Annotated in this window: 14 protein-coding genes; 4 read left to right on the plus strand and 10 right to left on the minus strand. The window is 60.3% G+C overall.

What is annotated here, in order from left to right; genetic code table 11:
- Window positions 1-168 precede the first annotated feature (168 nt).
- Complete coding sequence (gene fxsT / locus ABR989_RS04000) at window positions 169-3,042, plus strand: FxSxx-COOH system tetratricopeptide repeat protein (RefSeq protein ID WP_428125891.1); 2,874 nt, start codon at window positions 169-171, stop codon at window positions 3,040-3,042.
- A gap of 24 nt (window positions 3,043-3,066) precedes the next feature.
- Here the strand turns inward: fxsT and ABR989_RS04005 are convergent, their stop codons facing one another.
- Both ABR989_RS04005 and ABR989_RS04010 read right to left on the minus strand, forming a co-directional pair.
- Complete coding sequence (locus ABR989_RS04005; protein WP_428125892.1) at window positions 3,067-4,695, minus strand: N-acyl-D-amino-acid deacylase family protein; 1,629 nt, start codon at window positions 4,693-4,695, stop codon at window positions 3,067-3,069.
- A 141-nt stretch (window positions 4,696-4,836) separates the two neighbouring features.
- Window positions 4,837-5,283 (minus strand): DciA family protein, encoded by a 447-nt coding sequence (locus ABR989_RS04010; protein WP_428125893.1) that lies wholly within the window; start codon window positions 5,281-5,283, stop codon window positions 4,837-4,839.
- 372 nt (window positions 5,284-5,655) lie between these two features.
- Here ABR989_RS04010 and ABR989_RS04015 point away from each other — a divergent pair, with 372 nt between their 5' ends.
- Window positions 5,656-8,448, plus strand: a complete 2,793-nt coding sequence (locus tag ABR989_RS04015; RefSeq protein ID WP_428125895.1) for a vitamin B12-dependent ribonucleotide reductase — start codon at window positions 5,656-5,658, stop codon at window positions 8,446-8,448.
- Between the two features lie 328 nt (window positions 8,449-8,776).
- Here ABR989_RS04015 and ABR989_RS04020 read toward each other — a convergent pair whose 3' ends face one another.
- The 6 genes from ABR989_RS04020 to ABR989_RS04045 form a co-directional block, all read right to left on the minus strand.
- The gene (locus tag ABR989_RS04020) at window positions 8,777-9,379 is read right to left on the minus strand and encodes a hypothetical protein (protein ID WP_428125897.1); all 603 of its coding nucleotides are present in this window, start codon (window positions 9,377-9,379) and stop codon (window positions 8,777-8,779) included.
- A gap of 26 nt (window positions 9,380-9,405) precedes the next feature.
- Window positions 9,406-9,933 carry an SCO family protein gene (locus tag ABR989_RS04025; protein ID WP_428125898.1) on the minus strand — a complete coding sequence of 176 codons (528 nt, stop codon included), beginning with the start codon at window positions 9,931-9,933 and terminating at the stop codon, window positions 9,406-9,408.
- Between the two features lie 124 nt (window positions 9,934-10,057).
- A complete protein-coding gene (locus ABR989_RS04030) occupies window positions 10,058-10,618 on the minus strand; it encodes a TlpA disulfide reductase family protein (protein WP_428125899.1) in 561 nt (186 codons plus the stop codon).
- A 17-nt stretch (window positions 10,619-10,635) separates the two neighbouring features.
- On the minus strand, window positions 10,636-11,433 hold the full coding sequence (locus tag ABR989_RS04035) for a hypothetical protein (RefSeq protein ID WP_428125900.1): 798 nt from the start codon (window positions 11,431-11,433) through the stop codon (window positions 10,636-10,638).
- Window positions 11,434-12,193: 760 nt separating this feature from the next.
- Window positions 12,194-12,916, minus strand: a complete 723-nt coding sequence (locus tag ABR989_RS04040; protein WP_428125901.1) for a ZIP family metal transporter — start codon at window positions 12,914-12,916, stop codon at window positions 12,194-12,196.
- Window positions 12,917-13,251: 335 nt separating this feature from the next.
- A complete protein-coding gene (locus ABR989_RS04045; protein WP_428125902.1) occupies window positions 13,252-15,042 on the minus strand; it encodes a B12-binding domain-containing radical SAM protein in 1,791 nt (596 codons plus the stop codon).
- A 270-nt stretch (window positions 15,043-15,312) separates the two neighbouring features.
- On the opposite strand from ABR989_RS04045, the gene ABR989_RS04050 reads away from it, so the two are divergent.
- Window positions 15,313-15,531: a hypothetical protein gene (locus ABR989_RS04050; protein WP_428125904.1), complete on the plus strand. Its 219-nt coding sequence runs from the start codon at window positions 15,313-15,315 to the stop codon at window positions 15,529-15,531.
- Window positions 15,532-15,552: 21 nt separating this feature from the next.
- Here ABR989_RS04050 and ABR989_RS04055 read toward each other — a convergent pair whose 3' ends face one another.
- Together ABR989_RS04055 and ABR989_RS04060 are read right to left on the minus strand one after the other, a co-directional pair.
- Complete coding sequence (locus ABR989_RS04055) at window positions 15,553-15,897, minus strand: Hpt domain-containing protein (protein WP_428125906.1); 345 nt, start codon at window positions 15,895-15,897, stop codon at window positions 15,553-15,555.
- Between the two features lie 304 nt (window positions 15,898-16,201).
- Window positions 16,202-17,101 (minus strand): RluA family pseudouridine synthase, encoded by a 900-nt coding sequence (locus ABR989_RS04060; protein WP_428125907.1) that lies wholly within the window; start codon window positions 17,099-17,101, stop codon window positions 16,202-16,204.
- Between the two features lie 215 nt (window positions 17,102-17,316).
- Between ABR989_RS04060 and ABR989_RS04065 the strand changes: the two genes are divergently transcribed.
- On the plus strand, window positions 17,317-19,203 hold the full coding sequence (locus tag ABR989_RS04065) for a pyruvate kinase (protein WP_428125908.1): 1,887 nt from the start codon (window positions 17,317-17,319) through the stop codon (window positions 19,201-19,203).
- The last annotated feature ends 216 nt before the right edge of the window (window positions 19,204-19,419 follow it).

The raw sequence follows: 19,419 nt of genomic DNA on the forward strand, positions 1-19,419 counted from the left end.
TAGGCGGCCGTGCGAAAAATCTCCGCGCGGCCGTTTTAGTTCCCGCCGTGGCAGCCGGCCAAGCTGCCGCCTCCAGCATCAACATCCAGTTATCCAAGGTCTCCTGTTGGATTATCTTCTTCCTTACTAAGGTGCAGGGGGCTGTGGTAGAAGAGCACGGGGGCTTCGATGGCCGATCATCCTGTTTTCATCTCATACGCGCGCAAGACGAGCGCGGCACTCGCCGAAGCCCTGCACCGGGAGCTGGGCGGCGACACCGGGCTTGCGTTCCTTGATACCTCCGACATCGAAACGCTGCAGAAGTTCCCCGCCGAAATTTCCGACGCGTTGCTCGCCGCGAAAGTCGTCGTAGTCTTCGCCGACGAAACGTACTTCACGCGATGGTACTGCCTGCGCGAATTTGAAACCGCGCTGGCTCCCTTCCATGCGCTTGTTCGCCGCAACGCCCCTGAGGCGGAGAAAGACCAGGCGCTTATGCACCTCGTGATAGCTCTGCCGGAAGCCGACGTATCACGCCAGTTGGCGGATCGGCTGCCCCCTTCGCTCAGGCATACGAAATGGCCGCAAGCTTCTAATACCAAAGGCCTCGCAAAAGCGGTCCGGAAAAGGCTCAAACGCGCCACGCTCAGCTTCAAGAGAGATTTGAGCCGCATTCTCGGTAAGTCTGAAGCTGAAACGGTCGGGAAACGGTTTCGTGAACAGGCGGCGTTGCCCTCACCCGCGAGTCTTCGCGGCATCACCCTTTTCCCCACCCAAATGCCGCGTTCGCTCGACGAAGGCTTCAAAGGAAGGGCGGACGATCTCTGGCGGCTTCACCATGAGCTATCGACCGTGGCCGCCGGCGATGCGCCCCGCAGCGTTGCGATCGAAGGCGGCGGCGGCTTCGGCAAAACCCGTTTGGCGCTCGAATATTTTCATCGCTTCGGACCGACTTCGTATCGGGGCGGCCTCTTCTGGCTTGACGCCAACGTCGGCGGCGAAGAGATCGAGTCTCGCCTTCACGGGATTCTGCGAGCCATCAAGCCGGATACCCCTGACCTTAAGGCGTTTCGCGAGAGCGGGAGAAATGCGCGGGAGGAACTTGCGGCCGCGTTGCAGCAGTTGCCGGGGGAAGCCGGCGTGCTCTTTGTGGTCGATAATATTCCCGATCCCAGCCCTGGCGACCGGCCAAAAAGCCTCGAAGAATGGTGCCCCGGAACCGGAGTGGTCACCGTTGTCTCGACCTCCCGCACCACAGCCGGCTCGCAAGGCGCAAACGTTCATCCGCTCAATCTTGATGTGCTCCCGCTTGAGGCGGGCGTGGATTTGCTTACGTATGGCAATCGACGGGCGGCGCTTGACGACAAGCAGTGGCGCTCGATTGCGGAATGGGTCGGCCGGCTGCCGCTCGCGCTCGAGCTGCTTCGGAGTGCAATGCGGATGGTGGCAATTTCGCCGCGTGAACTATTCGGCTTAGCGAACGAGAATCGTGGAACCACTGGAGAGCTCGACCACCTGATGGGCGTACTACACAATCAGGTTCCGGCAGGAGCGCTGCGCGGGATTACGGAAGCATTCGACAAATCCTACAGTCTTCTGCCTCAAAATGCCCGGCAGGCCGCGCGGCTCCTGGCGTGCCTGGCGCCCCAGCCGATCCCGCTTGATGTGCTCAAAGTGATGGGCGCTAAACCCAGTTCGGGTGCGGCACGCACGGCGCTGGTAAGTCGCTCGTTTGTAACCCGGCCCGAGACCTTGGATGGCGCGGACCAGCCATTTGAGATTTTTGGGCGAATGCACAAATTGCTCGCGGATTTTATCCGGGCAAAAAGCCCCGACGGTCCAGCCGAGCTTCGCCGCGCAGCCAAGGCGCTGATCGATGTCATGGATTCCGATTCGTGCCGGGATCCGGCCAAATGGCCGCTGATGAATGCATCCCTACCACATGCGGAGCTGGTGTTCGAAAGACTTATCCGGGGCGGGGAAAAGGAAGACGCCGAGCTTGCAGTCGATGCCGGGTTGCGAATGGGTACCCTGCACGATGAGCAAGGAGCGGCCCAAAAGGCTCGCAAGATTAAGGAGCAGACGCTGGAGCTGGCTTCGAAACGTCTGGGCACTGAAGAGCCTCTCACGCTCACTGCGATGGGCAACCTCGCCGTGACGTTTCACGCCCAAGGCGACCTTGAGGGCGCGCGCAAACTTCAGAAAGAGGTGCTCGACGCCCGCACCCGTATCCTCGGTGGTGAGCACCCCGACACGCTGAGCTCGATGAACAACCTCGCCGAGACGCTCCTCGCGCAAGGCTACCTTAAGGGCGCGCGCAAACTTCAGAAACAGGTGCTCGACGCCCGTACCCGCATCCTCGGCGGCGATCATCCCGACACGCTCACCGCGATGAACAACTTCGCCACAACGCTCAGCGCCCAGGGCCACCTTAAGGGCGCGCGCAAACTTCAGGAACAGGTGCTCGATGCCAGCAAACGCATCCTCGGCTGCGAGCATGCCAACACGCTCGCCGCGATGAGCAACCTCGGCGCGACGCTCTATTCCCAAGGCAACTTTGGGGGCGCGCGCAAACTTCAGGAACAGGTGCTCGACGCCCGCACGCGCATCCTCGGCGGCGAGCATCCCGATACACTCACCGCTATGAACAACCTCGCCTCGACGCTCAGCGACCAAGGCGATCTTGAGAACGCGCGCAAACTTCAGGAACAGGTGCTCGACGCCAGCACCCGCATCCTCGGCTGCGAGCATCCCGACACGCTCGGCGCGATGGGCAACCTCGCCGCGACGCTTCACACGCAAGGCGATCTTCAGGACGCGCGCAAACTTCTGGAACAGGTGCTCGACGCTCGAACACGCATCCTTGGCGGTGAGCATCCCGACACGACAGTCTCCGCGTGGAACCTGTTTTTGACACTGCGCGCCCAAGGCAAAACTAAACGAGCGAACACAATTCTTGAACGGAATCTGAAGTGGCTCATAAAACGCGCCCCCAAGACGCCTAGCTATGAGCAGCGCGAGGTTCGCGAGCGACTAGAAGAGTATTTGCGCAAGCCGCGATGACTGGGGGTCAATCGCACTGTGCGCCTATTTCCTGGCGATCCACTCGCCGGCCATCACGCCGTCGCCGCACCATTTCCCGTCCGCGACCACTGCGGTTCCATTGACCATCACATGCTCGATCCCGACCGGGGCGAGCGCCGGCGTTCTCGAATCCGCGGCGCATCCGATCGTTTCGGGGCTGAATATCACCAGGTCCGCCGCGTATCCCGGACGAACCAAACCGCGCGCGCCCAGCCGCATGCGCTGGGCCGCCATCCCGGTCGCCTTGTGAACCGCGTCTTCGAGCGTCAGCAGTTTCAACTCACGCACGTAGTGCCCGAGGATTCGCGGGTAGGTGCCGAAGCTGGCGGGATTTTGATGCCCATGCGAAGTCAGAATCGTGTCCATCTCGAACAGGTTCAGCGGATGCTTCATCGCTTCCCGCAACGCATGCTCGTCGCCGTAGTCGTCGCCGCTGTATAGATGGTTCAGCACGCGCGCGCGCGTCCCGCTCTCACGGGTGATAGTCAGGTACGCGTCGATCGGATCGAGCTTCAGTTCATCGGCGATCTGGCCGAAGAACTTGCCCTCGAGATGACTGAGTTCGGGCTTGACAGCCCACATGAGCTGAACCGAGTCGGCGATAAATGGTGCGAGCGGCCGGAACCCGGCGCGCAATTTCGCCCAACCGTCCGATGAATCGAGCAAACGCTCGAGTCCGGTTTGCGCCCACGCGGGAAAAATAACGCGAATCGTCGTGTTGCCGCAGGTGTAAGGGAAAGTGTCGAACGCGATATCGACGCCGGCGTTTTTGTGACGCTCGACTTCGGCAATAGTGTCTTCGACTGTCGCCCAGGTGCGCTGGCCAACAAAAATCAGATGCGAAACCTGCAGCGGTACGCCCGCCTCGCGCGCGATATTGGCCATCTCACGCACGGCCAGGATGTTGTGGGGAAACTTGCTGTCGAAGAACAACGAGCGCTCCGAGTATGCGCGCAGATGCGAGGTCAACACGCCGCCCGCAGCGGCCGCCACCCGCGCCAGCGCAGCCAGCTCGGCCGGCTTGGCGATCATCCCCGGAAAATAGCCAAGCCCGCACGACAGCCCCACTGCGCCATCGGCCATCGCGCCCTCGACCATCGCCTGCATTGCGCGCAACTGATCCGCCGACGGCTCTCCCGCGTCCGAGCCCATCACGCTCAGGCGAATGCTGCCGTGCCCCGCCAGATGCGCGACGTTGAGCGCGAGCCCCCGGCGCTTGAGATACGCGGCGAAGCCCGCCACGTCGTCCCATTCCCAATCGAACTTCCGCTCGGCGCATAGTTGCCCCGACTCGTCGAGCATCCGCTTCCGCTCGCGCATCACCGGCGCCACCGAGAAGCCGCAATTGCCGCCGACAAACGTGGTCACGCCTTGCAGCAGAAATGGCTTCAGGATTTTCCCGTGATCGGCAATCGGCAGAACCCAGTCGGAGTGCGAATGCATATCGATGAATCCCGGCGCGATCGCGAGCCCGGTCGCATCGATTTCGCGCGCCGCGGACGCGCTCGCGGCGTCGCCCGGATCGATCAGGGCGGCTATTTTGCGATCTTTGATTGCCACGTCGGCCCGGTAGCGCGGCGCGCCGCTGCCATCGACGACGACGCCGTTGCGGACGACTACGTCATATTCCATGAACGCGATTATTCGCGGATCGTGGCGCCCGGCGCAAACCCGTCCGCCGGTTCACACCTTGATCAATCCATCGACATGGCCGCTGGAACGTGGACGCTGCGGAAATACTCGAATTAAGTTCTTCCGTCTCCTCTGGCACCCTCACCTCGACGCGCGGCCCCACGCCTCGATGAGCCGCTCGAACGCCTTGCGCAACTCGGGGTCCTTCAACTCCGGCAGCTCGATCGATTTCCGCGTCGCGCGCGACACCGTGCGCAGTTTCGGCCGCTCGCGCCTGCTGAGCCGTCCCTGCACAAATCGCAGCTCACGTACGACGTCATCGCCCAACCTCTCTGTCACGCGCGCGAGAATTTGCGACTTCATCAGGTTCAGTTCTTGTATCCACATCGCACCCGACACTTTCACGACTGCGGTGTGGAATTTCAGCGAGACGATTTCGGTGCGCCTCGCGATCGCCTCGCCGACGATCTCCGGCCATGCTTTCGCGAGCCGCACGATCGCGAAGTGACCTTCGCGGTCGATGCGATCGAGCAGCGGCTGCATCGCGGCCCCGATCTGTTCCGGAGCCTTGTGGCGTCGAGTCGGCATGAGCGCTTCACGATAGCGCCACTCGCATCGCACGCATACCGACTGCCGGGCCAGCGCCTCTCGGCGTGTCACCCAAGCCGCCGGATTCGACCATAATTTCTATTAGGATAACTAATTTGAAGTCGTGGGCCAGTCATAAATTTTGAATATAAGCGAACATTTAACAAAAGTTATCAACAACCTTATATATTGTTTATGAACAGATTGTCCTACACTACCTGTAGGGGGTCGGGGCTTGACAGGCTGTACGGGTCGCGCGCATATTGTCGCCCACGAGTCGCTTAGAGACTTCTAAGTTGAGTGCGGGCTTAACGCGCATGTAACTGAGGTGGGGAGGATGCGGTGATGGGCGGGGGAGCGATAGATCTGGAAATGGATTCGAAGCCGAAATTAACCGACCGCGCACCAGTTCCCAACGCTGCGCCCGCCGACTCTGCCGCGCCCGGGCGCGGTATTATGCTCGATCGTTTCTTCACCACCGCCGGCGTCGATCCATATTCCGAGGTCGAATGGGATCTCCGCAGCGCCGTCATCTCGGGCGAAGACGGCCGCGTAGTCTTCGAGCAGAAAGACGTCGAGGTGCCGCGCGGATGGTCGCAGACTGCGACCAACGTCGTCGTCTCGAAATATTTCCGCGGCCCGCTCGGAACGCCCCGGCGCGAGACCAGCGTCCGCCAGCTCATCTCCCGCGTCGTCGATACCATCACCGGTTGGGGCGAAAAGCAGGGCTACTTTGCCGGCGCCGACTCGCGCGAAACCTTCCACGCCGAACTCAAGTACTTGCTCCTCAATCAGAAGGCCTCGTTCAACAGCCCGGTCTATTTCAACGTCGGCATCGAGGCCAAGCCGCAGTGCTCCGCATGCTTCATCCTAAAGGTCGATGACAGCATGGACTCGATCCTGAGCTGGTACCGCAACGAAGGCATGATCTTCAAAGGCGGCTCCGGCGCGGGCGTGAACCTGTCCGCGCTGCGCTCCTGCCGCGAGAAACTCTCGTCGGGCGGGACCGCGTCGGGACCGTTGTCTTTCATGAAAGCCGCCGACGCGAGTGCCGGCGTCATCAAGTCGGGCGGCAAAACGCGGCGCGCAGCCAAGATGGTGGTGCTCAACGCCGACCATCCCGACATCGTCGATTTCATCAAGTGCAAGGTCGAAGAGGAAAAGAAGGCGTGGGCGCTGATCGAAGCCGGCTACGACTCCTCGCTCGACGGCCCGGCTTACGGCTCCGTGTTCTTCCAGAACGCGAACAATTCCGTGCGCGCCACCGATGGATTCATGCAGGCGGTTCTCGATGACGCCGATTGGCAGACCCACTTCGTCAGGTCCGGCGAGGTCGCCGAGACCCGTTCCGCGCGCAAGGTGCTCCACATGATCGCCGAGGCCACCCACGCATGCGGCGACCCCGGGATGCAATTCGACACGACGATCAACCTCTGGCACACCTGCCCGGCCAGCGGACGAATCAACGCGTCGAATCCGTGCAGCGAGTACATGCATCTCGACAACTCGGCCTGCAATCTCGCCTCGCTCAACCTGATGAAGTTCATCGACGATCGCGGCGAGTTCGACGTGCGCGCGTTCCGCCACGCGGTGGACGTAATGATCACGGCGCAGGACATCGTGGTCGATAATTCCTCGTATCCGACCGACGAGATCGCCAGGAACGCCAGCGCGTACCGCGAACTCGGGCTCGGCTACGCAAACTTGGGCGCGCTGCTGATGGCGCTCGGGATGCCCTATGACTCCGACCAGGGCCGTAGCTACGCCGCCGCGATTACCGCGCTGATGACGGGCGAGGCCTATCTCCAGTCGGCGCGAATCGCCGAACAAATGGGTCCGTTCGCCGGCTACGCGACCAATCGCGAGCCGATGCTGAAAGTGATCGAGCGCCACAAAGCCGCCGCCTACAAGCTCGATCCCTCTTACGTTCCGCTCGACCTGCTTCGCGCCGCGCGCGAGTCATGGGACGACGCGCTCAAGCTCGGCAGTTGCGCCGGCTATCGCAATTCGCAGGCTACGGTGATCGCGCCGACCGGCACCATCGCATTCATGATGGATTGCGACACCACCGGCATCGAGCCGGACATCGCGCTCATCAAGTACAAAAAGCTGGTCGGCGGCGGGATGCTGAAAATCGTAAACAACACGGTGCCGCGCGCGCTCAAGCGGCTGGGCTATGACTCGAAGGAAGTCCAGGAAATCGTCGAATACCTCGACGAGAACGAGACTATCGAAGGTGCGCCGCAGCTTGCCGACGCGCATCTCGCCGTCTTCGATTGCGCCTTCAAGCCGCGCGCCGGCGCGCGCACGATTCATTACAACGGGCACCTCAAGATGATGGGCGCCGTTCAGCCGTTCATCTCCGGCGCGATTTCCAAGACTATCAACATGCCCGCGGAAGCGACCGTGGACGAAGTCGCGGAGGCTTACGTCACCGCCTGGAAGCTCGGCCTCAAGTCGGTCGCGATTTACCGCGACGGATCCAAGCGCGTGCAGCCGCTCAACACGGGCAAGAAAGAAATAGAGAAAGCGGTGGACGCGGTGGCGTCGATCGCGGCGGCCGCGGCGGCCGACGATCGGATGCAGCGGCGCAAGCTGCCCGACGAGCGCAAATCGATCACCCACAAATTCGATATCGCCGGCCACGAAGGTTACATCACCGTCGGCATGTACGAGGACGGCACCCCGGGCGAAATTTTCGTCACGATGTCCAAGCAGGGCTCGACGATCTCGGGCCTGATGGACTCGTTTGCGACGGCGATTTCGTTCGCGCTCCAGTACGGCGTTCCGCTCCAGTTCCTGGTGGACAAATTCTCGCACATGCGCTTCGAGCCGTCGGGCTTCAGCAAGAATCCACAGATTCCGTACGCCAAGTCGATCGTCGATTACCTGTTCCGATGGATGGCGTCGAAGTTCCTCGGCGAGGAAGCGCGGCGCGAAGTCGGAATCATCGAGTCGGAGAAGAACCTGTCGGCAAAGTCCGACGCGGCGCACGCGCCGGTGGCGACCGTCGCCAGCCTGCGCGACGGCAAAGACGGCGGCCTTCGCCAGGCTTTCATCAATCAGGCCGACGCGCCCCCGTGCCCGGATTGCGGCAGCATAATGGTGCGCAACGGCGCCTGCTACAAGTGCATGAACTGCGGCACCACCAGCGGGTGCTCATAAGGAAGGAGTTTCAAGGGTCCCGGAGAATAGGTGGGGGAGGTTTTCGAGAGACTGGCGCGATGAGGTGGATGCGAACGGGTAGGTAGGTACAAGAGGCGGCGGCGAAAAGTTTCAGCCAGTCCTCGGAGAAATTGAGGATGATGAGTTCTCCGGGGCCCACCTTGAATGCAGGCGCGGCAAGGGCTGCGCCCTAAAAGGTTGTGGTGAGGCGGCGGATGTGGTGACGGCAGGGGGCTGGGAGCAATCCCAGCCCCCGAATTCTTCGGCGGTGGTGCGACGGCCACCTCTCCCGTATAACGGGCGAGGTATTGGACACATTTGGACGTAGTCAGCGGGAGGGACGGTTGCCGGTTGATGCGGCTTCATCAAGCAACCGCTGCAAACGATCGGCGGGAGAATCGCGCCCGGCGTGGCCATCGTGGCCGGTATTCAAAGCCCAGGCCGGCACAACGCGCGTATGCGGTGGCTTGAACTCCGAGGGGAGCAAACGCTCGCGAGCCGACCACTGATCGAAGCTGCCGGGACTGCTCGCCAGCACGCGAAATCGCATGGAGCCGGTTGCACAGGCACAACCCGAGTCGCAAGTTCCGTAGAGCTCGCCCGGTAACTTGACGACCAGATCAAGCGGGCGCGTCACCCCGGGCACGATGTCTACGGGGTCCTTCATCCCAACAATCCAGAAGCTGTGGATCACGTCGGCGGAGGCAAGCTCGAGCCGGACGTTGGTAGCACTGGGAAGGTACAAAACATCGCTGGTCTTGATGCCGAGAGAGGGATAATCGAATTCCCACCACCACTGATGCGCGACCACTCGGACCGTGAGCGCAGGCCGGGTCACGCCACGACCGAGGGTTTGACCGAGAAAGAACGCTCCGGCACAGATGCACGCCAGACCCATCAAGCATTCGACGAATGGCATTGACGATTTCATGCGTTCACTTCCTAAAGTGTACCCGCCTAGTTGGCGCCGTCGCCAGCCGCCAGCGGTTCGCGCGCCGCGGCTCGTTCCACGTCGCTCGCGACCCGATCCGGTTCGGCCTTTTGACCTATGTACTGAAGCAATGCACGACCGTTCGCATCGACCAGGAAGAATTCGAGAACGTGATCGACCGTTCCATCGGCTTCGCGCTTTCGAATCACATTGAATCGCGCCATCACGTCTTCGATCTGTTCGGGCGTTCCAGTCAGGAACAGCCAGCCGCTAACGTCAGCCCCCTGCTTGTTCGCATAGGCGAGAAGCTGCGCCGGGTGATCGTGTTCGGGATCGACCGTGATCGACACGATGCGGGCCTCGGTTCCAAGCTTGGGTCCGAGTCGATTCGCGACCTGTTTCATCTGAGCCGTGAGGAGAAGACACGGTCCGGGACAGTTGGTGTAAATGAAATCGAACAGCACCGGTTTCCCTTTCAGCGAGGCCAGGGAAACGTTCCGGCCATGCTGATCGACCAACGTGATGTCGGGCAAGCAGTCGGAGGTATTGCGCACCTCGAATCCTCCGCGCTCATCAATATCCTCTGCATGCCGGCGGCAACCAATTAGAGTCACCACGCCCACGAAGACAACCAGCATCGTCAAAGAGAGGCTTGTACTGAGATTCTGCCCCTTGAGATTAAGGTTTAGCGTTGGGGTCACCTCGATTCCCTGAAGTCTGCGTCGCAGGGTTCTCCGGCAGCAGCGGCAGCACCGCATCCGATAGACTCTTCCCGGTAACCGGCGTTTGGTCGGGGGTGAGCTTCGCGCGGATGACTCCGCTGCTATCTACAACGAATGTGACGGGCAGAACGTTGGGCGGACCGAAATCGTTGACTTTGGCGTCATCCTGCATCGCCGCCGGATAGCTGAACGACTGCATGACCTTGAGCACATCGGACCGATCGTGCGGGCGGTCGGCGCTGAGACCGATCATCTCAAGCCCTTGGCCATGATAGCGCCGATAGAAGGCGTCGAGCGCCGGCATTTCCTCGCGGCAAGGCGGACACCAGGTGGCCCAGAAATTGACGACTACGACTTTCCCGCGCAACGCACTTAGATCGAATACCTGACCGTCCAGTTCGGGCACGACCAGCGCCGGCGCGGCGTCACCGACAGTCGCAGAGGCGAGCGCCAATGCAGCCGCACACAGGATCATGCCGACTCCTGCTGCAGCAGACCACAATATGGTTCGCCTCACGATTGCCTTCCTACGCTTCAGAAGCTGTAACTCAGAATCACCTTGGCTGCCCAGGGCGTGGTCAGCTGATAACCCCTCATGTTTTGAAAAATTGGGACCTCAATGTCTGCGTAAGCCCGGATGACCCCGAGTTTGGTCTCGACTCCCGGTCCAATGATAAAGCGGGTGTAGCCGCTGTCGGCGGGATCTGCGGCCGTTCCTGTGTCCCTGGTACGGTCAGAGGCGAGAAAGGTGAGCATCGGAGCGAGTTCCTTGAGAGGACCGACTTTGCCGAAGTCGTAGTAGGTTCCCACTGCACCATCGACTTCCCTACCGGGCGTGTAGTGGTCCTGTCCCCAGAGCGGCAAATTGTAGTTGACCTGCACGTACCAGTTGAAGGGGCGCTCCCTGAAGGTCAACGGCAGCGTCCCCAACTGCTTCGGTAATGTTCCGAGGTGATAAGCCCCCATCAGAAGATCAGTGCTTCCCGTGCCAATCTGCGTGTCCCGATCGAAGGGTGGATAATGCCAATCGCCGCTCGGGGCCTTGACTCCCATCAGGAGTCCGGTCGACATGTCCTCCGACAGACCCGTATACATCCCTTGGATCCGGATATCGCCTATGGAGTTGTTCTGGTACCAATGGATGTCGTCGTTGTTGCCCCCATAAGCACCCTTGTATTGGCGCACCCAATAGGGCACCTCGAGCATCGCTCCCCAACTCCGATTGAACATGTACTGTGCGCCAAATTCCATGAAGTCTGTTCGTATGTACTTGTCGTTATTGTAGAAGGCGGAGGCTGGCTGGGTCGCGTGGAAGTTTATGTACTGATCCATGTATTCATATTGTGTCCACACCTGGCCTCCGGCCCCCTCAGGAAACAGTGCTGCGGTATCTACCTCAAAGACTCCACACCCGCATGCACAGGCCCAGACCAAACCGGGCGTCAGCCCGATGAGGAAAACAGTCGCCACCAACAAGCGTCTGCACGTTTTTCCGGCGTCACGCAGAGAAATGGCCGCTCCAGCCAAAAGGACAAGCTCAGAAATCCGTCGCACAGGACATCTCCCAGCGGACACGTTGTGATGCGCCGCTTGCCTGAAGGAAAAAAGACCGGCGCCGCGACATTTGCGGCGTCGCAAACCCAAATCAGGGAAACATGGTCGAACGAAGGTCTTTAGACGGGGCGCTTTGGGGGCGGGGTGTCGGGGGCGACCTTAATATCGACTAGTCGCACCGCCTCCTTCACGGCGGTCGCACCCAGAGCGCGGAGAACGAACTCCGGCAAGACCGTCGCAGGGCGTGCAAGCAACGTGTTCGACACACGGTCGAACATTTGAAGCGGCTGGCAAATGTTGATGGTCAATTCCGGACGGCTCGGTCCGGAGACGACGACTAACCCGGGATTCGAGGGGACGCTGGCCAGCAACATGACGATCGCCACGATTAGACTCAGGTCCCGCAAGTCCGCCTTTGAAAACAACCGCCTCATACCGCAGCGACCAGTTCTAAAGCAATCCTCGCTCGCGTTCAAGATCCGCTGGCGATAGCCTCTCGACGGCGCACGGCTTCTCGATCGACGTCATGCTTTCAATTTTATCCGCGCAGCAAGCGGGTAACCAGAAATATTGCGAGCATCCCCACACAGGTGGCGACGCCAACCAATGGAGAGTCGTGCTCGCGAGCTTCCGGCAGCAGATCCGAGGCGCCGATGTAAAGAAAAGAACCGGCGAAAAATGCAAGCAGCCACGGCAGGAGTCCTGCCCTCAAATTGAACATCAGCGTCGAGGCCGCACCAAGAACCGGTGTCAACATATCCACTATCAGCCAGAAAACGGCGCGTCTGGGCGAATTTCCATGCGCAAGAACGACCGTCACCGTGTTCAGCCCGTCGCTGAAATCGTGCGCGATTATGCCGAAGGCAATTAAGAGTCCCATCTTAACGCTCGTCTGAAAGCCGACACCGATCGCAACGCCGTCCAGAAAACTGTGAAAGGCCAAGCCGCCCGCGGACATTGCGCCAAGCTCCGGCTCATGAGCTCCCACTAAGTGAGGGTGTTCGCGGGCGCGGTGCATGGCCGTGTAACGTTCAAGTCCGAAGAAGGCAAGGAATCCAAGCGCAGTCATCGGCATGTACGATGAACCGCGGTCGAAAGCGAAGACTTCCGGCAGTATGTCGAACAGAGCCACCGCCAACACCGCACCGGAACTGAAGCCGAGCAGCAAATGAAGCCGGTCGCGCAACCGAATGGCTGCCATACCGCCCAACCCGGTGGAGATGAGCGTGACTAGAGCAAGAAGTATTGGCGCGAATCGCATGGGTGGATTTGCTCAGAGTTCAATACCGCCTAACTCGAACAGCAGCATTCATTCTCCAGGCCAGTTGTAACCAAGGTAGTTCCGCTCACCGCCTTCTACCCGGGCGAAGACTAACATCAAAACTATCTGGCTCTGCACCCGAATCAGCCCTACATCGTCATCAACGATATGCCGAAACTCGAACGGCTCCGACAAGACTTCCCCGGCCTCTACCAGCAATAGTCCGCAAGGGCAAAAGAATCGGTGTATACCAGACCCTTTGTATTGATCCAATCGAGTTTTTGAAAAGTGTCGCCGAGCAGGAGAGAGTCCGATTCAGAATTATCGCGGCGCGATCATGCAGCGGCGTCGCCGCGAATCTCGATTTGACGCATCTCCTCGGCGCGCGTGCGGGCCTGATCGGCGGCACGGCGCGCTGAGTCCGATGCGTGGTAGAGATCCAGATCGGCGCCAAATTCGCCATCAGCGACCGGGCTGAGCGCGGCATCGGTATAATGCTTCGACGCCGGATCGTTCTCGATCTTGCGTCGCAGCCGTTCCAGCCGCCAGAAGAACCAAAGACCGGGCACATAGGTCGCTGACATCTCGCGCGCGCGCCGCATAAAAAACCTGAGCGCGTTCTCGCGCGGAAAACCAGGACGGCGCTGCGTGCGCGGCTTGCGGCGAATGACCCCGCCTTGCAGCGGATGGACCCGCTCGTAGGCGTGACTCCCGTAGAAATAGAAAATCATCGAGGTCATCCGCCGCGTGCGCATTCCGCTGGCGACGGCCCGCTTGATCAGCGTCTCGATGTGCACCGGCGAATAGTACAGGCGCCATGCCCGCTGGTAGATATCCTGCCACTCGGCGGCGCTCATCCGCGGATGGTCGGCAGTCGCATGCTCGGCGTCATACTTGTTGGTATCCGCTTCCATTCGCTCGCCGCGCAGGTACATCTCCTGGTGATCCCTGGAGCCGGGCAGCGGCGTCAGCATGAAGAACTCCATTATGTCGATCGGGAGTTCGCGCTGGATGATCTGGATGTCGCGCTCGATGCTCTCGGGCGTGTCGGACGGGAAGCCGAGGATGTAGCCGGCGTAGGTCAGAACCTTGGCGCGCTTCCACGCCTGGAGCATCTTGCGGTACTCGGTGATGCGATTCTGACCCTTCGATGCGCCCTTGAGGCTGTCGGGATTGATGCTCTCGAGCCCGATAAAAACTTTCTTGCACCCCGCGCGCACCGACTTCTCCACGAAGTTCGGGATTTTGTGGCACATGGTATCGACCTGCATGATGATGTTTATCTTCAGCCGGTCGCGACGCTTGAGTTGGATGATACGGTCGAGGATCGCTTCCCAGTTCCGATTACGCGCGAAATTGTCGTCGGTAATGAAGAAGCTCCGCACGCCCTGCGCCGCGTGCGCGCGAATCAACTGCTCGATGTCGTCGGCACTGCGATGCCGTGACTTGCGCCCCTGCACATTTATGATCGTGCAGAAGCTGCAGCTGAACGGGCATCCGCGCCCCGCGTCGAAGCATCCGAGCGCCCCGGCATAGCGCTTGACGTACTGAATTGGAAGAAACGGAAGCGGCTCGCCGTCCATCGCCGGCAAATCGGCAATGAAGTTGTAAACCGGCGGGAGACGATTCTCGAATGCCGCGACGAGCAGCTCATCGAGCCGGTGCTCAGCCTCGCCCGCGAACAGCGTGATCCCGAGCGCGAGTGCGTCCCTCATCTCGGGCGGCATCTCGGGAAGCATCGCGAAGCATCCGCTGACGTGGAATCCGCCGATCGCGACCTGGATTCCGGCGGCGCGCAGTTCGCGCGCGATATCAACTGCGCGTGCAAACTGATTGGTTTGCACTCCGATCAGCAGCACGACGCCGCGGTTCGAGTTGCGCTTGAACCGGCGAATTATCGAACGCACCGGGACTCTCGCGTTAGTCTCGTCGCGCGCCGCGATTTCAAGATCAACGTCCTCGCCGAGGACGGCCCGCACCTGCGCGTCGAGCGCGAGGCCGTAGATGCTCGACAGCGAGCTCGACGGCACGAAGCCGCGCCACCATTGGATGAGATAGCCGTCATCGTCGTAATGCGACGGCTTGATCAACTCGACAAGAAATCTGGTGCGACCCACTTCATTCATGATTTTTTCCGGGCAAACTCCACCTGACTCTATTGGTTATCCACAATTCTCGCTACCTGCCGCGCCGTCTTCGTCTCGCGCGGAGGATCTTCGATATTCTAGGTGATTGGATCGCGTCGATAGAAAGAGTAGGTATTGCCCTGATACGAGTTGGCGGGCGCTCCTATCCGGGCATCGATAGGACGCGAATCATAACGAGCGGCTACAGAAAGGCGCGAGCTGCACCTAGCAAGCGCGCCAAAGGAGCGAATCTTGGACCTGGATAAATTAGTGGCAGAGTTGAAGGAGGAAGCCGACAGGCTCGGTCGAGCTATTGCGGCGCTCTTGGGATCGGCCTTGTCAGGGGGCGGCAAGAAGAAGAGCGTCGGCAGGCCAAAGGGGACCGCGTCGAAGAGCCGCAAGCGCGGAGGCCTGACGCCGGAAGGCAGAAAGCGGTTGTCAATCGCGATGAAGAAGCGTTGGGCAGAGCGCAGGAAGATGGGTTTGTAGCGAACTGCCGCAGATCACCTGTCAGGGCCGCGCATGGCTGGATCGATAAGCTTCTAGCGCGGCGCGGACCCGTTCCGTTTCCGCGACCATGGAATCGATCGCTGTTTGAAGGCCGTCGGTTTGTTCGTGCCTAGCCCGGCCTTCGATCTCACGCGATAACTCCATCAGGCGCACTGCGCCGAAATGACTGCAGCTGCCCTTGACCGCGTGCGCGGTCGCTGCAATTTCGGCGCGGTCGTCGTGGCTCATCTGCAAGCCGATCGCGCGTACGCGTTCGCTCAAGTCGGCAAGGAATACGTCGATGATTTCGGCGACAAATTGCTCGCCCAGATCATCGCTTTCGGCGAGCTGGGTAATCGCGCGCATGTCGATCGCGGGAACGCTCGTGGTTTCAATGCTCACTCTTTTTCACCCGGTACCTGGTTCGCTCAAACCCACCAGACGCGCACCACACGCTTCCGTGCCTGATCAATCCAAGTTGCGTGCCGCGGCAACGCAACGGCCTGCGAAGCGTGACCGACGCCGCCAATGATTGGCTGTGGCGGGCAGTCGCGCGCCTCATCAACTCCTGGGAATTTTGAACGTCGATACCCGTCCGATGCGCGAGCCTCGAGAGCCGTCAGAATCGCACCGCAGTGTCATTTGTTTGCCGCTCCGGGATTCGGGATGCTCACTTTGCGCGTGCGACTGCGCGCGGTTCGATCAGCGCCATCAGCCGGCTTGGGATAGCGCTGCGGAAATCCATCGAGGCGCCCGACACCGGATGGCAAAACTTCAGCTCGCACGAATGGAGCGCCAGCCGCCGGGCGGGATCGCTGGTCGCGCCATATTTACGATCGCCGACGATAGGATGACCCAGGCCAGCCATCTGCACGCGAATCTGGTTTTTGCGGCCGGTTTCGAGCATAAGTTCGACGAGCGACCTGTCCCGGCATGTTCGTAAAACGCGATAGTGCGTGATTGCCGGCTCTCCACCCTGCTCGACGCGATGCATCCTGAATGACCTGCTCTCTACAAGATTGTCCCGGATCGTTCCCTGGGACTTCGAGGGCGCGCCCTCCACGACGGCAAGGTATTTTTTGGTGACGCTCTTCCAGTTCTGCTGAAGGGCCGCCTGGATCGGGCGACTTCTTGCGAACATCATCAAACCAGAGGTCTCGCGGTCGAGTCGATGCACGATGAAGGCCTGTTGCAGCGGCGATTTTGTGAGCGCCTTCAGATGTTCGTTGAGGATCCGATGCGCGGTTCTCTCTTTCTCGCCCTCCGATCCCATCGAAAGCAGACCCGCTCGTTTGTCGACTACGACCACCGCATCGTCGAGATAAATAATTTTCAGGCCATGGCGCTCAAGCGACGCGGCGGGGATTTGCTTGCCCGTGGCGATAGTCACAACGTCGCCCGGCTCCAACTGGGTATCATGCCTGACGGCGGTCATTCGCTTTACGGTCACTGCTCCGAAGCGCAGTAGATCCTTCGCCTGTTTGCGCGACAGTCCGAGCGGAATGCCGATCAGATACGGCAGCAGTTCGCATCGCGACGAGACATGAAACTGACGGTCATGCGTAGGCATTGCGGTAGTGATCTCAAGATTGGGCGACTGTGTCGATACGCGTCAGCACGGCAGATCGGTGGTGCTATGGGCGACAGTTCGGATCTGAGCGAATGACATCTTAAATTAACGAATCTAATAATTTTGCCAAGGCTTCCACGAAGTCGCGCAGATGTTCTCTTTGTTACGAAAGATGCGATCGAACCGGCACGTCGATTGCACCGCGTTCTTTTGCCGTGAAAGATGAATTCGAATCGCCTTTAGCCAGCCCGGACGCGTTTGATTCGCTAATCTCGAGACTTCATGAAATCCGTCGGTCGCTGATCAGGCAGGAAAGCGACCTTCACGAGCGCGTATCGACCGTCCATCCCGCTTACCGAAAAAGCGCTATCAATTTGATCCATTATCTGGCGCTTCGACGCCAGGATATTCGGACACTCCAAGACGAACTCGCGGTTCTCGGTCTCTCATCGCTCGGCAGGACGGAAGCTCATGTGACGAGCACGCTAAATGCCGTGCTCGTCGCTCTCCATCATCTGGCAGGGCGGAAGATTGAAGCGCAGGCGCCGTCGGAATGTCCGGGCTTTCGCGAGGGCAGGTCGACCCTCGCGGCGCATACCGAGGCGCTACTCGGTCCTGCGCCGGAGCATCGCGCAGTCCGCATCATGGTGACGATGTCGGCGGAGGCTGCAGATGACTATTCGTTGGTGCGCGACCTCGTTTCCCACGGAATGAACTGCATGAGGATAAACTGCGCGCATGATACCCCGGAAATCTGGGGCCGGATGATCGATCATCTGGAGCGCGCGCGGCAGGAACTGGGTTTGCCCTGCCGTATTCTCATGGATATTGCCGGGCCGAAGCTCCGAACTGGGGCGACAGAACCGGGGCCGCAGGTGGTCGTGTGGCATCCCGGGCGCGATAGTTTTGGACGCGTGACGGAACCCGCGCGAATCTGGCTTACTTCTGCGCAGCCGGGCCACCCTGCTCCCGCGGGTGCGGACGCGGCATTGCCCGTCTCAGCGCAATGGCTTGATGAGGTCAAAACCGGAGAACGCATTCACTTCAAAGATGCACGCGGGAAACGACGAGTTCTCGAAGTGGTCGGCACCGGCGAGGCGGGGCGATGGGCTCAATGCAGCCAGACCGCATACGTTACTCCGGGAACAGTTTTGCTGCGCGTCGACGTGGGCAACGACGCGAGGCGCGAAGCGCAGGTGGGAGATTTACCGCGCCGCGAGCAAGGAATCCTGCTTCGCAAAGGCGACTTCCTGATGCTCACGGGTGAACCCATCGTGGGCAAAAGCGCTTCGATCGATTCGGACGGACGGACGCTCAGTCCTGCGACGATCTCGTGCACGCTGCCGGAGGTTTTCTCGACGGTTCGCGCGGGCCAGAAGATTTGGTTCGACGACGGCAAAATAGGCGGAATCGTGAGAGAGGTCGAGCCTGACACGCTTCGCATCGAGATTACCGAAGCCAAACCAAGCGGGAATCGTCTCGGCGTCGACAAAGGAATCAATCTGCCCGATACGAAAATCGAGCTGCCTGCACTTACGCCGAAAGATCTCGAAGACCTTAAGTTTATCGTTCGACGCGCGGACCTGGTCGGGATGTCATTCGTGCGCCATGAGCGCGACATCGTTCAACTTCAATCGCGACTGCGGGAGCTTGGTGGCGGTCATTTAGGAATCGTGCTGAAAATCGAGACGCGCCAAGGCTTCGAGCGTTTGCCTAACCTCATGCTCGCTGCGATGCGGCAGCAACCAGTGGGTATCATGATCGCACGAGGAGATCTGGCGGTGGAGTGCGGGTATGAACGGCTGGCGGAGGTTCAGGAGGAAATTCTGTGGATCTGTGAGGCGGCGCATTTGCCGGTCATATGGGCAACGCAGGTCCTCGAGTCTCTCGCCAAAAAAGGTCAGGCATCTCGCGCAGAAATCACTGACGCGGCGATGGGAGAACGTGCGGAATGCGTGATGCTGAACAAGGGGCCTCACATTGTCGCAGCGGTCAGCGCGCTCGACGACATCCTCCGCCGCATGCAGGACCACCAGTCCAAGAAGTCGTCGCGCCTGCGCCCGCTGCATTTGAGAGCGACGGAAGAATCGGAGAAATTGTAGCTTTCGTCCCGCCGATCCATCTCCGCACTACATCGCAGTCGATCAGATGGACGCGTGAGCCTGACTCGGGCGAGGTAAACCGGCGAGCTTCATGCCGAGGCTTGCGGCCCGCGTTCTGGTATTCTAAAAAACGGGCGACGCGCGAACGCGGTGGCTCGCTGTTCGCCGCATCGCGTGTGCGGATTTTTTGTTTGCGCAGTTTTTTTCGCATCAGTC

The sequence above is a fragment of the Binatus soli (SeqCode) genome (assembly GCF_050015535.1).
Taxonomy (GTDB): domain Bacteria; phylum Desulfobacterota; class Binatia; order Binatales; family Binataceae; genus Binatus; species Binatus soli.